14 protein-coding genes are annotated in these 14,450 nt (G+C 45.7%); 7 read left to right on the forward strand and 7 right to left on the reverse strand.

From position 1 onward, the window contains the following. Window positions 1–113: 113 nt before the first annotated feature. Window positions 114–1,184 carry a Gfo/Idh/MocA family protein gene (locus tag U0R10_RS01370; protein ID WP_377981888.1) on the reverse strand — a complete coding sequence of 357 codons (1,071 nt, stop codon included), beginning with the start codon at window positions 1,182–1,184 and terminating at the stop codon, window positions 114–116. A gap of 69 nt (window positions 1,185–1,253) precedes the next feature. On the opposite strand from U0R10_RS01370, the gene U0R10_RS01375 reads away from it, so the two are divergent. Then, complete coding sequence (locus U0R10_RS01375; protein ID WP_377981889.1) at window positions 1,254–3,155, forward strand: pectinesterase family protein; 1,902 nt, start codon at window positions 1,254–1,256, stop codon at window positions 3,153–3,155. Between the two features lie 17 nt (window positions 3,156–3,172). Here U0R10_RS01375 and U0R10_RS01380 read toward each other — a convergent pair whose 3' ends face one another. From U0R10_RS01380 to U0R10_RS01400, 5 genes are all read right to left on the reverse strand, one after another. Continuing rightward, window positions 3,173–4,444: a hypothetical protein gene (locus tag U0R10_RS01380; RefSeq protein WP_377981890.1), complete on the reverse strand. Its 1,272-nt coding sequence runs from the start codon at window positions 4,442–4,444 to the stop codon at window positions 3,173–3,175. 57 nt (window positions 4,445–4,501) lie between these two features. Next, the gene (locus tag U0R10_RS01385; protein WP_377981891.1) at window positions 4,502–6,430 is read right to left on the reverse strand and encodes an alpha-amylase family glycosyl hydrolase; all 1,929 of its coding nucleotides are present in this window, start codon (window positions 6,428–6,430) and stop codon (window positions 4,502–4,504) included. Between the two features lie 5 nt (window positions 6,431–6,435). Then, the gene (locus tag U0R10_RS01390) at window positions 6,436–7,383 is read right to left on the reverse strand and encodes a carbohydrate kinase family protein (protein ID WP_377981892.1); all 948 of its coding nucleotides are present in this window, start codon (window positions 7,381–7,383) and stop codon (window positions 6,436–6,438) included. Beyond that, window positions 7,383–8,690 (reverse strand): MFS transporter, encoded by a 1,308-nt coding sequence (locus U0R10_RS01395; protein ID WP_377981893.1) that lies wholly within the window; start codon window positions 8,688–8,690, stop codon window positions 7,383–7,385. The genes U0R10_RS01390 and U0R10_RS01395 overlap by 1 nt, the downstream gene beginning before the upstream one ends. Window positions 8,691–8,761: 71 nt before the next feature. Further along, window positions 8,762–9,478: an SDR family oxidoreductase gene (locus U0R10_RS01400; RefSeq protein WP_377981894.1), complete on the reverse strand. Its 717-nt coding sequence runs from the start codon at window positions 9,476–9,478 to the stop codon at window positions 8,762–8,764. A 90-nt stretch (window positions 9,479–9,568) separates the two neighbouring features. On the opposite strand from U0R10_RS01400, the gene U0R10_RS01405 reads away from it, so the two are divergent. From U0R10_RS01405 to U0R10_RS01430, 6 genes are all read left to right on the forward strand, one after another. Then, a complete protein-coding gene (locus tag U0R10_RS01405) occupies window positions 9,569–9,997 on the forward strand; it encodes a CBS domain-containing protein (protein ID WP_377981895.1) in 429 nt (142 codons plus the stop codon). Beyond that, window positions 9,990–10,808, forward strand: a complete 819-nt coding sequence (locus tag U0R10_RS01410) for a diacylglycerol/lipid kinase family protein (RefSeq protein WP_377981896.1) — start codon at window positions 9,990–9,992, stop codon at window positions 10,806–10,808. Before U0R10_RS01405 ends, U0R10_RS01410 begins: the two co-directional genes overlap by 8 nt. A 1-nt stretch (window position 10,809) precedes the next feature. After that, entirely contained in the window at window positions 10,810–12,243 is a 1,434-nt protein-coding gene (locus U0R10_RS01415; protein ID WP_377981897.1) for an amidohydrolase, read from the forward strand. Window positions 12,244–12,396: 153 nt separating this feature from the next. Beyond that, entirely contained in the window at window positions 12,397–12,732 is a 336-nt protein-coding gene (locus tag U0R10_RS01420; protein WP_316070152.1) for an ArsR/SmtB family transcription factor, read from the forward strand. 2 nt (window positions 12,733–12,734) lie between these two features. Beyond that, on the forward strand, window positions 12,735–13,241 hold the full coding sequence (locus U0R10_RS01425) for an ArsI/CadI family heavy metal resistance metalloenzyme (RefSeq protein WP_377981898.1): 507 nt from the start codon (window positions 12,735–12,737) through the stop codon (window positions 13,239–13,241). A 90-nt stretch (window positions 13,242–13,331) separates the two neighbouring features. Continuing rightward, entirely contained in the window at window positions 13,332–13,931 is a 600-nt protein-coding gene (locus tag U0R10_RS01430; RefSeq protein WP_377981899.1) for a low molecular weight phosphatase family protein, read from the forward strand. On the opposite strand, the gene U0R10_RS01435 is transcribed toward U0R10_RS01430, so the two are convergent. After that, window positions 13,928–14,347: a YybH family protein gene (locus U0R10_RS01435; RefSeq protein WP_377981900.1), complete on the reverse strand. Its 420-nt coding sequence runs from the start codon at window positions 14,345–14,347 to the stop codon at window positions 13,928–13,930. The two genes, U0R10_RS01430 and U0R10_RS01435, sit on opposite strands and share 4 nt — an antisense overlap. Between the last annotated feature and the right edge of the window lie 103 nt (window positions 14,348–14,450).

Below are 14,450 nucleotides of genomic sequence, written 5' to 3' on the forward strand. Positions count from 1 at the left end.
TTATTACTTTTCCCCTACGGACTATTTCCCTCCGGACTATTTTCCTCCGGACTAATTCCCCTTCGGACTTTTTCCCTCCGGACTCTTTCCCTCCGGACTAATTCCCTTCGGACTTAAAGTTGAATCATCTTCCCCGTCCTAACAGACTCATCGCACGCGAATGCGATTCGCAAACTGTTCACCGCGTCTTCTACGTGATCTGTTAAATCCACATCTGCCTGAATAGCATGTAAGAAATAAGCTTGTTCGCGATCGCATAAACCTTGGTGATCGGGTTCGTCGGTTAGGTTAATCCACTCATCTGCACGGGTGAATTCATTTTCAGCATTGATATCTGCATGGTGCACACGCAATGATTCGGTTTTGGTATGGGATTCTACGGAGTCAGATTTCCCTTCGCCACTTGCGTTTTGGGCGACAATGGAAACAGAACCTTTCGGACCAAAAACATCTTTGACAAAATAAGCAGTTTGGGAAATCATCGGACCCCAACCTGCTTCGTACCAGCCTACGGAACCATCTTCAAAATGAATTTGGAGCTGCCCATAATTGTAATTTCCTGCTGGAATATCTTCCGTCATGCGCGCCCCGATCGCTGAAACACGAACGGGTTTCGAACGCGTCATTTGGCACATGACATCGATGTAATGCACGCCGCAATCCACGATTGGGCTTAAACTCGCCATCAAATTACGGTGCACATCCCACATGTATCCGTGGGATTGTTGGTTCAAATTCATCCGCATCACGAGCGGTTTTCCCATTTCTTTGGCAATCTCGATAAACTTAATCCACGAAGGATGGTGGCGTAAAATATAGCCAACAACGAGTTTTTTGCCTGTTTTTTGTGCCACAGCTGCCACGCGAATCGCGCCCGCTAAACTATCGGCAATGGGTTTTTCGATAAACACATGACAACCAGCTTCCATGGCCGCAATCGCGTACGCTTCGTGCGTGTCTGGGTAGGTGGAGATGCAAACGGCATCGGGTTTGGTTTCAGCGAGGGCCGATAGATATTCGTCGAATAATGGGTAGGAGCCGCCTAATTTTTGATTCAATGTCTCCTTGCTTTTGCCGGGAGAAACGAGGCCGCAAATTTCGAAAGCGGCTGCGTTATGATAGGCTGTTGCGTGGGAGGCACCCATGTTGCCACATCCCACCACTAATACGCGTAATTTTTGCATAGGTTCAGATTTGAAAAGCCCAAGTTACTAAGAATGATTATAAAATTCGATTCCCTGTCTTTATAAAATATGCGCAAGATCGGAATCATATTATTGTTTGTTTGTCAGGGTTTATTAGCCCAAAATAAGAAAGGACTAACCGGAATTCCAGATACCAGTTTTGCCAATTATTCTGCGTGGCAATCCGCGCTCAAATCAGATCCCACGTTAAAACTTGCGGAATATACGGCCAAAGAAATTAAGGCTACACGCACGTTCGTGTACAAGCGAATAGGCCAGCGGAAATTAGTCTTGGACGTATATGAGCCAAAAGATAAGCGCTTCCGCAAGACACTGTTGTTTTTCCACGGGGGTGGCTGGCGAACGGGCCATCGGTCCCAACATGTCGCGCTGGCGCAGGCTTTGGCCAAAAAAGGATATCGGGTGTTTCTGGCGGAATATCGCTTGTCGACCGAGGCGTTGTATCCGGCTGCGATGGAAGATGCGCAGGCGGCGTTGATTTATTTGCACCAACAAGCCAACAAGCTCTATATCGATTCGAAGCAAATTTATGTCGCGGGCTATTCAGCGGGCGGCCAAATGGCGGCGTTGCTGGGTTCCGTTCAGGATGAAAATGTATTTGGTCCGGGTCAAAAAATCAAAGGGGTGATTGACCTCGATGGGATATTGGCCTTCATTCATCCGGAGTCGGGGGAAGGCGATGACCGCGTGCGGACGTCGGCAGCAACGTCTTATTTTGGCTATTCGAAAACGGAGAATCCAGCTATTTGGAATCAGGGATCAGCTTTGCATCATGTGTCCAAACAAGATCCGCCGGTGTTATTTATCAATTCAGGTGTTGGGCGTATGCATGCGGGAAGGGAAGATTTTCGTGCTCAGATGGGTCAATTTGGCCTTTTTACAGATGTGTATACCCATGAAAATTCGCCGCATACGTTTCTGTTGTTTACCCGTTGGTTCGATAAAACGGTCCAACTAATCGATCAGTTCATGCAGCAAATCACCGTGGCGCAAGATGGTTCGGGGGATGTGCGGACGATCCAAGAGGCAGTGAATCAAGGGTCAAATAATCAAACCATTTTTATCAAAAACGGCACGTATTCAGAGAAAGTGTACATTGATTCTTTGCGTCATGATTTGCGGATGATTGGGCAATCGCGTGCTGGGGTTGTTATCAAGTTTACGCAGGCGCGGGATATTTGGCGCTGTTCAAATCCGGATGATTATGGAGCTGGGGTATTGAATATTAAAGGGCATGATTTGAGCTTTGAGCATTTGACCGTGATCAATGATTATGGTTTAATTACGAAGCAGGACATCACGATTCCGTGTCTGAATGAGTCGGGAAAAACGACGCAATCGTCGGTTCAAAAATATGCGTTACCGCGTGAGTCAGGGGAGAAGGATGGGGAAAAAATGGTACGTGTGGATGGACATCAGTTTGCGGTGCGGACCATGCCGGGCGCGACGCGTTTACGTTTTGCGCATTGTACATTTCGGTCAGGTGGAGGCGATACGATGAGTCCGTGGGATGTGAATGCGGGGATGTATTATTTCAATGATTGTGAGATTGAAGGTGGGGTGGATTTGTACTGTCCGCGTGGCTATGCGTTTGCTGAGAATTGTACGTTCATTTGCCATAACATGAGTGCGGCGATTTGGCATGATGGTTCTAGTGAGGAAGGGGCGAAGTCGGTGCTCAAAAACTGCCGTTTTATAGGAGATAAGGGGTATAAGCTCGGCCGTTATCACCGGGAGGCTCAGTTCTTTTTGGTCAATTGCCAGTTTGATGAACACCTGGCGGATGCACCAATTTACCAGTCGGGCGATCGGAAATTAGCTTGGGGTCATCGGGTATTTTATGTGAATACGCACCGTACGGGAGGTGATTTTGCCTGGCATCAGACGAATACAAATCAACCGGCTGAGGACATCAATTTTAGGTGGGTTTTTGGAGATAAATGGCCGTGATAAGATGCGCGGTATCGCTACACCAAATCCTTAATCTTTTTCTCCGTCCCCAGTTTCAGTCGGTAATTCGTCAAGCGCTTATCCTCCTCGGATGGGATGCGCTCAATGCAATCGTGAATATCCAAATGCAATTCAATCTTCTCATTGATCTGCTTGATCATCATGAAGCGAATACGTCGCTGGCTTTCCTGCGATTTCGTATCGCAATCCAATAACTTGTTCAGTTCCTGTGTACTAACAGGTCTATTCTGTTCTACTAGCAGACGTTTTAATAATTTTATTTCAGCCGCTTCCAATCGAATTTCCTTGGTTGATCGATTACGTATAAAAAGCCAAGCGCCTAATCCGAGCAGTAAACAAGCAATGGCGCCATAATAATAGGCCGAATAATCTTTTTCGTAAAACGTTCCGAAATAACTGGCCTTCTTCAAAAGCGCGTTCACAGGTACCGAGATCACCGGCCCCTGATCCCCATTGTGGAAATAAAAAATGGTGTCATGTCGGACATACGGTCTATCCCCTCCTTCAAAATACGAGCTATTATCCCGAAACAAATGCACTTCATTGCTGACCGGATTGATAATAAAAAGTCGGTCCCGCGCCAAAAGAATGAAATGAGCCCCATTCCAATACATGATTCGATGCTCCGTGATGGGTAAATTAGGATTGATTTCACCTAAATGGTCCCATTTTTTGGCAATAAAATCGAAGCGATAAAAACTACGTTGGATTTCAATCTTCTCATGCTCTAAGTAGTTCTTATGGTCCCCAGCACCTGTAAAATAGGCATTTTCCGCGTCCGAGTACCCTTGGAAGCCATTCGACATCGCCTCTGGCCCCTGGTTTTTAGGTCTCAAAATTTCCCACTCCCGCGTCTTGTCGTCGAAATACGTGATTTGCCGATGGTAACTCCACATCCCTTCGCCACCTACCGAATACAAAATGTTGTTTCTGTAAAATTGATACGCCCCAAAATTATGGCCACTATGGATCGTCTGATCAATCCGTTTTAATTGGGACGTTGCCGTATTATAATCATACACAAATCCCGTTCCCTGAATCGTAAATCGAATGGTCTGCTTGTCTGGGAAAAAATACCTGGAATTATTGTATCGATACAACAAGGTCTTCAATTCCTCTCCATCTACGGTAAATGGACTTAATTTTTGCCAAAGGGTTGACGGTAACTGCTCCTCTATAAACAAATTTTCTAAGTTCAAACGCTTGCGAACCGAGGTCTGCGGCTCAATCCATTCCAAGGAATTCATTACGGCATGCGCTGATTCCATTGGTACGAGACCAATCACCCAGCAAACCAAGAATAACCTGAAACGTTTAACCATCGTCTACTTCAAAATTCTAAATTGATACGGTGCAAAATGCATGTACTCATGATCCATGCCCACCTGTAACGTTTCCTGAGACCACAAATCGGTCACCTGAGCTGGACGTGAATCATAGCTATTCAATACATACCAGGTTAGCGCTTGCGGTGAAGCACTGAAATTGAATATAAAGAACACTTTTTCACCCGCTAGAAAACGTTCGAATCCGATGACGGAGTTGTTGTGTACTTCGAGCCAACGGGTATTTTTGAGGTCAGCGACGACCTTCAAGGATTTACGAAGTGCAATTAATCGTTGCATCGATTGAAAAACCTGTTGTTCAATCGTTCCTTTTTTGTCAATTAGTTCCGCGCGTTTCCAGTCGATATTCGGCCGGTGCATCCAGCGATTATCATAACTTTTTCCTGGATCTTGTAAATAGGAATAGTCGTTGGTATAAGCCACCTCATCCCCATAAAACAACATCGGTAAGCCACCCACAAACATGGATTGCGCCTGCATTAATAAAATCTTATCGATCGATGTTTGAATGAGCGCGGAGTCTTTGGCCTCAATCGCTGATTCCAAGCCACACAAGGATGCCAAAGATCCAGATAAACGCGCATCCTGCGTTTTCGGATTGATAGCAAACAACGCACCGCGCGCCGGCGTACCCGGGAAGGTTCCGCTGTAATAATTTTTGATGTACATCCGGTGATCATACGGAGTAAAACCCGCATGCTCAATCATGTAGTCGTCATATCCTAGGCCAATATCATCATGGCAGCGCGTGTAGGTTAACCACGTGGTTCCTAATGGTTTACGTTGCAATTCATGTTGCGCATGCTGCATAATGCGAATATCTCCTGTCGCCAAGGCATCCCATTGCACGGCCATTTGCGTGGCATTGTAAGCGAAATCACATTCATGTGTTGCGTATCTGCCGGTACCGAAATACTCCATAATCTGCGCCGGAGCTACAATCGCCTCGCCCAAAATCGCCATGCCCGGTGTGGCCACTTCCACGCACATTTTAATCAATTGTAGTAGTTGGTGCGCCTCCGGAAGATTCTGGCACGTCGTTCCCATTTGTTTCCAAATGAAAGCCGGTGCGTCGATTCGGACGACATCCACGCCCAAATTGGCATAGAAAAATACATTGCCAAGCATCTCCACAAACACGCGCGGATTCGTGTAATTCAAATCCCATTGGTAGTGATGAAACACGGTCATCACCCATTTGTCGGCTTTTTCATCATACGTAAAACTCCCCGGGGAACTTTCTGGGAAAATTTCAGGCATCGTCTCATCCATCAAATCCGGGATGCGGCGATCATCGTACATGTAAAAATAATCCTGGTATTCTTTGATTCCCTTCTTTGCCAACTTCGCCCATTCGTGGTGATGCGAGGTATGATTGAGCACGATGTCAATCATCAAATACATGTCTTTTGCTTGTAATTCAGCCTGAAATGCGCGTAAATCATCGATCGTTCCTAAGCGATCTTCCACCACCCGGAAATCTTCCACCGCATAGCCACCATCACTTTCACCCTCCGGGCTTTTAAACAGGGGCATCAAATGCAGGAAATTAACGCCTAGTTTTTCGAGGTAAGGAAGTTTAGAAGGGAGCTTATTGATTTGACCAGCAAAGCGGTCCACATATAAACTCATACCCACGAGGTCTTGACTCAAGAACCACGTGCCTTTTTTTTCCTTGTCGGCATCCCGCTTTTTTAACGCATCCGATCGATCGAGGTGCGCTTGACAAATGGAATTTAATAAGGTTTCGAATAATCCTGCCGCTAAGGGGTGTGACCCGTAAATGGTATGAAAATGCGTAAATATATCATCTAGGTTCGCTGTGAAGCGTTCCTGGAAAGCGGCATCTTTGATTTTATGCGATTTGATTAGCTCGTGGAGCTTCTTTTGAAGGCTTGGGTTGTACACGTATATTAATTAAAAATGCTGTTATTCAAATGTTTAAATGCCTCCATCGCGCCCATATATTCACAGGTACGCGCACCGGCTTTGTTGGCATTCTGGATGATTTTATTCCAACCTTCATATCCTAAATTCGAAGGATTTAAGGATGCTTCATCCAACTGGTATAAGACGGCACCCACGAACGCATCACCCGCACCGGTGGTGTCGGTTGGCTTAATCGCAATACTCGGAATGATATAGGTTTTTCCACCTAATCCCAAAAGCGTTCCCTCTTTGCCTAGTGTAATCGTAAAAACTCCTGGTATATTATTTAGTAAGTTTTCTGCCGCTTCTTCTAGGGAATTTTTTCCTGTAATGAGCATTGCTTCTTCATCACTTAATTTGGTGAAATGCGCTTGTTTCAGGAATATCCACGATTGCTTGATGAAGCTTTCTTGTTTGTCGCCAAACAACAAATGCCGGTAATTGGGATCAAAACTGATCGTTTTGCCTTCGTTTTTCGCTGCATCCAATAAATGATAATAGGCGGCATTTAAGGGTCCATCTAGAAATGCGGTGGCTGATCCAAAATGGATAATGTTCGTTTGGCTTAGGTCGATTTGATTGACTTCGTCCACTGTTAATTCCGCATCTGCGCCGCGGTTAAACACGAAATCGCGTTCGCCGTCAAGCATTAAGGAGACAAAAGCAAAGGTGGTAAAGTGATTGGAATCTAAATGAACATGCGTTGTGTCCACATGGAATTCAGCCATCACTTGTTTTAATTGTTTGCCAAATGGGTCATTGCCCACTTTGGCAGATAAGGCCACGGAGCCACCTAAGGCACCGATTGCCGCCGCCACATTGGTAGGAGCGCCACCTGGTTTTTTAAGAAAATTTTGTCCGTCTGATAAGCTCGAGCCTTTGTCGGTACAGATCATATCGATCAAGGCTTCTCCAATACACAATACACTCATTAGGCTAGTTTGGTTGGGGATGGTTTAATAAAAGCTGTCGCTACGGCAGCAATGGCCAATAACACGCCTGCAAAGGTAATCGCATTTCTCGGGTCGTTATCTAAAAAGTGCTTTAAAATATACCCAAACGAGATATTTTGTAAGATCATCGGAATCACAATCATCATGTTGATGATGCCCATGTAGACGCCATAACGTTCTTTGGGGATGTCACTGACAACTAATAAGTAGGGGATTCCCATCATGCTGGCCCAGCCAACACCAAAACCTGAGATCGCAAAGAATAACAGGTTCTTGTTTTCGATGTGTGGAAACGCTAGAAATCCGATGGCGGCAAGCAATAAACAGATCATGTGCACGGATTTGGCTCCGTATTTTTTGGCGAAATTCGCTAAAGCCAAAGCGGATAAAAACGTCACAATATTGTACCATCCGTTCACTAAACCGGTCCAGGAAACCGCTTTTTCATATAGCTCCGGGTTATCTTTTGGTGTTGCATTCCAAACAGATAAGGCAATACTTTTGGAAGAATTTTGCCAATAACAGAAGAGGGCATACCATTGAAATAAATACACCAAAGCTAATTGCCACATCACCTTTGGCATGACCTTGATTGCTTGAAAAATCTCAACAACCGATTCCGTCACACTGACTTTGCGCGCCCGAATCTGGGCGAGTTCCTCAGCTGTGGGTTCAATTTCCGATGTTGTCCGCATGCTCCACCAAATCGATCCAATGGAACAAATCGCTCCTAAAAAGAAGGAGGCATATACCCAAGTGGGTAAGGAGCCGGTTTTTCCGATAAAAATTAATGGGAAAATGAAGAGTGATAAATTGGCTAAGGTTTGGCCAAAACCCGTGAAAAAACTTTGCATTTGAAAGCCTGTGGGCTGCTGGTCCTCATTGAGTTTATCGGCCACAAACGCACGATAGGGTTCCATCGCGGTGTTATTTCCTGCATCCAATATCCACAATAAACTAGCGGCCATCCACAAGGATGAACTGAATGGGTACAAGAGTAAACAGATACTACATAAAAGTGCCCCGATAAAGAAATAGGGCTTTCTGCGTCCCCAGCGTGGATGCCAGGTGCTATCGGAAAGGGCACCTATGAATGGCTGAATCAATAAACCTGTCACTGGTCCCGCTAAATTCAATAAGGGTATTTCATCTGGACTCGCTCCTAAGAAATCATATATGGGATTAACCGCACTTTGCTGGAGCCCGAAGCTATATTGAATGCCGAAAAAACCAACGTTCATGTTGATGATCTGACTAAAGCTGAGGTGTGGTTTTATTATATACATTCCAATAGGTTTATTTTCAGATTAAATTTAAATAATCGGATGTTTTTGCGCAAACAGTACTAGGCTGTTCCCTAATATTCCTGCGATAACGGGTGAATCATCAGTTCGTCGATGACGACATGCGCGGGCTGATTCATGATGTAATAGATGCTATCGGCCATATTTTCAGGGCTCAACCAATCCGCGTGGGATGGATCGCCTTGTGGGTCTGCATGAAAATGGGAGTCCACTAAACCGGAATACACCGTAGAAACTTTGATTCCATCTTTTCTGACTTCTTTTCGTACCGCTTCGGTGAAGGCATGTTGGGCATATTTTGAGGCGCAATACAAGGAACCACCATCGAAAACCCGTTTCGCTACGTCTGATGCTATGGTGATGAGGTGGCCTTTTTTCGCTTCCTTCATGTGAGGTAAGACGTGTTGGGTGCACAAAAAAGTCCCTTTCACATTGGTGTCAAAAACTTGATCCCATTTTTCGCTCGTATAACTTTCGGTTGGCCCAAAAGCGCCAACGCCCGCATTGTTAATTAAGAAGTCAATTTTTTGGAAGGTGTGTGCGGTCTTTTCGATGGCCATTTTGATAAAGGCTTCATCGGCAATATCACCGGCAAAATAAAGCGGTCGGTGCCCAATTTCGGTAATCTCCGCGGCGAGGTCTTTGAGTTCGCCTTGATTGCGTGCGATGAGGCTGAGTTGGAAATTATGTCCGGCAAGTAGGAGGGCGAGTGCACGTCCAATTCCTTTGGAAGCGCCGGTTATGATGGCGGTTGGGTAGTTTTGGTTCATGTTTCAAACTTACTAAAATAAAGCGGATTGATTTTGGCTTGTTTATTGAATTATTATTGTATTATTTTATATAATTCTAATTTTTATATCATGAAAAAGGTCAAAGACATTTTAACCAAGAAGGATGCGACTGTGATTTCCATACCTTCGGATGCAAAGATTATCGAGGCTTTGCAATTGATGCAAGATTGTAACGTGGGTTCTGTAGTGGTCATGGACCATGGGAAATACCGCGGTATATTGACAGAGCGTGATTATGCACGTAAGGTAATTTTGCTGGATAAGAATTCATCGGATACAACGGTTGCAGAAATTATGTCAACGGATTTGCCCGGGGTTGAGTTGGGCAGTTCTATCGAAGTCTGCATGATTTTGATGTCGGAACGAAACATTCGCTACCTTCCTGTTGTTGAAAATGCGGAATTAGTAGGCATTATCTCTAGTAATGATTTGATCAAAGCGACGATTCAAGATCATTTGGAAACGATTGAGCACTTGAAAAACTACATACATGCCTAAAAAGGTTACGTTTTTAATTAATCCCCACAAGCAACAGGAGTTGGCCAGTTATGTAAGCTGGGTTTTGAATCAGTGTCCTACGCATCAAATCACGGTTTTTGACCGGGATTGGCCATTCACGCTGGAAGGATTTGAGGAAGTTTGGGTGATGGGGGGAGATGGAACGTTTAATTATTTTGTGAATCGATATCCGACTTGTTCCTTGCCGATCGGCCTATTCAAAGGGGGAACGGGGAATGATTTTTACTGGAAACTTTTTGGGGATTGTTCGCGTGAAGCTCATTTGGCTAGTATGCTGGCTGGTGTCACTGGGCGATTCGATGCGGGGCAGGTGAACGAGATGCTATTTTTAAATGGTGTGGGGATCGGAATAGAGGGCGAAGTCTTACGCTCGATGGAGGCGATACGCCACATCAAAGGTGGTTTGGGCTATTATTTGGCCGCAATTCCAGCCTTATTTAGATTTAAGCATTATCGGATTTCAGGCCTTCCTGTCTTTTTATGCATGGTCTTTAATTCATCGCGTGCGGGCGGTGGATTTCATTTTTTTCCCATGGCTTCGGTGGAAGATGGTGAATTGGATATGATGATTTGTGAGCCGTTGCCCGTCTGGAAGCGTTTATTTTATATGCCCATTATCCAATCGGGGAAACACGTGGGCTTACCTTTTTTACGTTTTTCGCGTGTGCGCCAAAAAACCATTGCGTGTGATCGAGTTTTGCGTGCGCAGGTGGATGGAGAAGTTTTGGAATCCAGTACATTTGAATTTCGGGTTCTTCCGGCTAAATTTGAGTTTATCAAACCCCTTTAATATGATCCAAAAATTTCTCCTGACGTGCACTTATATAGGTATGTCGATTGCTGTACTTGCACAAGAAGCAGACAAGAAAAAAGTTATTTCACGTTTGGCAGAGCGGGAAACTCAGTATGGGCAAATCGCTCAAAAAATATGGAATTATGCGGAGGTAGGCTATAAGGAAAAGCAAAGTTCGTTGTTGCTGCAAGAGACCTTACGTCAGGCTGGATTTACCGTGGAGGCGGGTGTTGCGGATATTCCTACGGCTTTCGTGGCGACTTTTGGTCAGGGAAAACCGGTGATTGGTATTATGGCGGAATACGATGCCTTGCCAGGTTTGTCGCAGGATTCTATTCCCACCAAACGTAGTTTGGGAGGTAATTCGGGACATGCGTGCGGGCACCATTTGTTTGGTACGGCGTCTGTTGCTGCGGCGATTGCGGTGCGGGACTGGATGAAGGAGACGGGTCAAAAAGGAACGATTAAATTATATGGCTGCCCGGCTGAAGAGGGTGGTTCTGGAAAAGTATATATGGTGCGGGCGGGTTTATTTAGTCAGGCGGATGTGATGTTGCACTGGCATCCGAACGATGAGAACACGGTTTCGGCTTCGTCATCATTGGCCAATAAAGCCGGTAAATTCCGTTTTTATGGATTGTCATCGCATGCGGCGGCGTCACCGGAACGAGGTCGTTCGGCCTTGGATGGCGTGGAGGCGATGGACCACATGGCGAATATGATGCGGGAGCACGTGCCATCTTCGACGCGGATTCACTACGTGATTACGAATGGGGGCAAAGCGCCAAATATTGTGCCTGATTTTGCGGAGGTATATTATTATGTGCGTTCGCCGCAGCGGGATGTGGTGGCTGATGTGTGGAGTCGATTGGAGAAAATTGCCGAGGGTGCCGCGCTGGGAACCGGTACGCGGTATGAGGCGGAGTTGATCGGTGGCGTGTATGAAGTTTTGCCAAATCAGCGTTTAGCCAATGTGATGGGTGCCAATCTAAAAGCTGTGGGCGGATATACCTTGAATGCTTCTGAACTTGCTTTTGCGAAACAATTGCAACAGACGGTTGGCATGCAAGCCGTCGATTTAGCCACGACAAATCAAGTATTTATGGATCGTCCGGATCCGAGTGGTGGTGGGTCAACGGACGTGGGAGATGTGAGCTGGGTGGTGCCAACGGTCGGTTTGGGCACTGCGACTTGGGTTCCAGGGACCTCCGCGCACAGTTGGCAAGCTGTCGCTGCCGGCGGTATGTCGATTGGCCGAAAAGGCATGATGGTTGCCGCGAAAACCTTAGCGGCTACCGCGATGGACTTATTTAAGAAACCTGTATTGATCGAAGAGGCACGCGCGGAGTGGTTGACCAAACGCGGAGGCGCCGAGTTTCAATACAAATCATTGTTGGGCGACCGCAAGCCTGCCTTAAATTACCGCGATTAATTTTATCAGTTTTTTTGCGGGGCTTTGGGTTTTAAAACCGTAGCTTTTTGCCGCCTGTTACCTTTGGCACACCTGATAGGTGTGCCAAAGGTGCGGCAAGACTTTTTTTTTCAAGATATTCATCGTAACATTGCAATGTAATAATCAAACCCCATGGGAATAACCAAGACCGATTTGTTTACCGATGAGCAAAATGCGATCGCCCAAATGGCGAAAGTATTAGGTCACCCAGCGCGTGTGGCCATTCTGCAGTATTTAGTAAAGTCGAAAACCTGCATCAATGGCGATTTAATTTCAGAGCTTGGCCTCGCCCAAGCGACCATTTCCCAGCATCTACGTGAGCTAAAAGAGATTGGTTTTATCCAAGGCACCATTGAAGGGGTGTCTGTTTGTTATTGTATTAATCCGGAGAAGTGGGCGGAGTTTAGCCAACTGTTCGGATCGTTTTTTGAAAATTATTTCGTTTCTCAACAATCTAACTGCTGTTAATCATGAGCTTTCCGCGTATGCACGTATCACTTTATGTCAGCAATTTGGCGGCATCAGTGAATTTTTATTCGACGTTTTTTGGCCAACCTGCCACCAAGGTAAAACCGGGTTATGCTAAATATGTCCTCGAAAGTCCATCGCTGATCATCTCCTTTATTGAAAATCCGGAGCGTGTTCAGTCCAATTTTGGTCACCTAGGTTTTCAAGTGGAAACCTTTGAGGAAATGTCCAATCGCTTAGTTCAAGCACGCGCGCAAGGACTCGTTTCAAAAGAGGAAATAGGCACATCTTGTTGCTATGCCGTGCAGGACAAATTTTGGGCAACAGACCCAGACGGAGTTCAGTGGGAGGTTTACTATTTCCACGAAGATGCGGAATTCAACGATCCGCATTATGAAAACCAAGACGCGTCTGCGTGTTGCATGCCGCCGGTCGCTGAAAAACCTAAACTTAAGATTGCCGAAGTGCAAGCAGCAAATACCTGCGCTCCCGGATCCGGATGTTGTTAATAAATTATCAGTTTTTTTATTCATAAATACCTTAGCTTTGGCACACCTACCAGGTGTGCCAAAGCTCAAGCCAGCAGTCCCTTTTTTCGTATGAACAATACCCTAAACGAAAACCTCGAATCCATTTTAGCCTTGGAAATCACGGATGAACGCAAAGCCGTCCTCCAGCCTTTGATCGAATACATCAAATCCAAGCGTGAAAAAGAGCAGCCCATCCGTCTGAATTTTATCTGCACGCACAATTCGCGTCGGTCGCAATTTTCTCAGATTTGGGCACAAACAGCGGCGGATTATTTTCAATTAGCCGCTCAATGTTATTCAGGTGGGGTCGAAGTGACCGCCTGCAACGAACGAACCGTTGCCTCACTGGAACGCATGGGATTCATTGTCTCGAAACACGGACATTCGAATCCGATCTACTTTGTTATGCACACAGAAGATTCTCGTCCCATCAACGTATTTTCGAAATTGTATGATGATGTCATTAATCCACATACGAGTTTCGCAACGGTGATGACTTGTTCTCATGCCGACGAAAATTGCCCGTTTATTCCCGGTGCGGAAGTGCGAATCCCCGTGCGTTACGAAGATCCCAAAGCCTTTGATGATACCCCGGAGGAGGCTGCGCAATACGATGAACGTTCGCGGCAGATCGCGAGTGAAATGTTTTACGTCTTTTCGCGGGTCTAGCTGGTGTGGTCTCGAACCACCAACCAGCGGCCGTCGATTTTCTTGATTAACAGCGTAAAATAGCCGCCTATATTTCCTAAACTCGGCCTAGCCAGATTCCACCGACCCAGCACCCAGGCGGTATGGCCAGCCGTGACATCAATTTCCTGTATGTCAAAAGACAGCGTGCCCATCGTTTCCCGATTCGGATAACTAGTCTGGTAACGCTTCAATGTAGCCGCCCAGCCTTGGGTAACTCCAGCTTTGCCGATGAACTTTAAGTCCTCGCTTTTGGCATAATATTCCATAAACTCTTCGATTTTACCCTCATTCCACAGTTTCTCCTGCGTACTCAGGACAGACTTGATATCCGAAACATCTTTATTTGTTTGTGCAAAAATGGGAAATGCCAAAAGCACGAAAGCAATCATTTTCATAGGTCGATATTTTTTCCAAAGTAAAATAATTTTGTCGACACATGTTTGTTTTTCGTATCAAATCCCACAAGCCGATTTTTTGTTACCGATTATTGTATCATTT

Source organism: Aquirufa avitistagni, assembly GCF_042715545.1.
GTDB classification, from domain to species: domain Bacteria; phylum Bacteroidota; class Bacteroidia; order Cytophagales; family Spirosomataceae; genus Aquirufa; species Aquirufa avitistagni.

Coding starts and splice junctions, on each gene's coding strand:
- U0R10_RS01370 (WP_377981888.1), bottom strand. CDS start 1,184: ATGCAAAAATTACGCGTATTAGTGGTGGGATGTGGCAACATGGGTGCC.
- U0R10_RS01375 (WP_377981889.1), top strand. CDS start 1,254: ATGCGCAAGATCGGAATCATATTATTGTTTGTTTGTCAGGGTTTATTA.
- U0R10_RS01380 (WP_377981890.1), bottom strand. CDS start 4,444: ATGGAATCAGCGCATGCCGTAATGAATTCCTTGGAATGGATTGAGCCG.
- U0R10_RS01390 (WP_377981892.1), bottom strand. CDS start 7,383: ATGAGTGTATTGTGTATTGGAGAAGCCTTGATCGATATGATCTGTACC.
- U0R10_RS01395 (WP_377981893.1), bottom strand. CDS start 8,690: ATGTATATAATAAAACCACACCTCAGCTTTAGTCAGATCATCAACATG.
- U0R10_RS01400 (WP_377981894.1), bottom strand. CDS start 9,478: ATGAACCAAAACTACCCAACCGCCATCATAACCGGCGCTTCCAAAGGA.
- U0R10_RS01405 (WP_377981895.1), top strand. CDS start 9,569: ATGAAAAAGGTCAAAGACATTTTAACCAAGAAGGATGCGACTGTGATT.
- U0R10_RS01410 (WP_377981896.1), top strand. CDS start 9,990: ATGCCTAAAAAGGTTACGTTTTTAATTAATCCCCACAAGCAACAGGAG.
- U0R10_RS01415 (WP_377981897.1), top strand. CDS start 10,810: ATGATCCAAAAATTTCTCCTGACGTGCACTTATATAGGTATGTCGATT.
- U0R10_RS01420 (WP_316070152.1), top strand. CDS start 12,397: ATGGGAATAACCAAGACCGATTTGTTTACCGATGAGCAAAATGCGATC.
- U0R10_RS01425 (WP_377981898.1), top strand. CDS start 12,735: ATGAGCTTTCCGCGTATGCACGTATCACTTTATGTCAGCAATTTGGCG.
- U0R10_RS01430 (WP_377981899.1), top strand. CDS start 13,332: ATGAACAATACCCTAAACGAAAACCTCGAATCCATTTTAGCCTTGGAA.
- U0R10_RS01435 (WP_377981900.1), bottom strand. CDS start 14,347: ATGAAAATGATTGCTTTCGTGCTTTTGGCATTTCCCATTTTTGCACAA.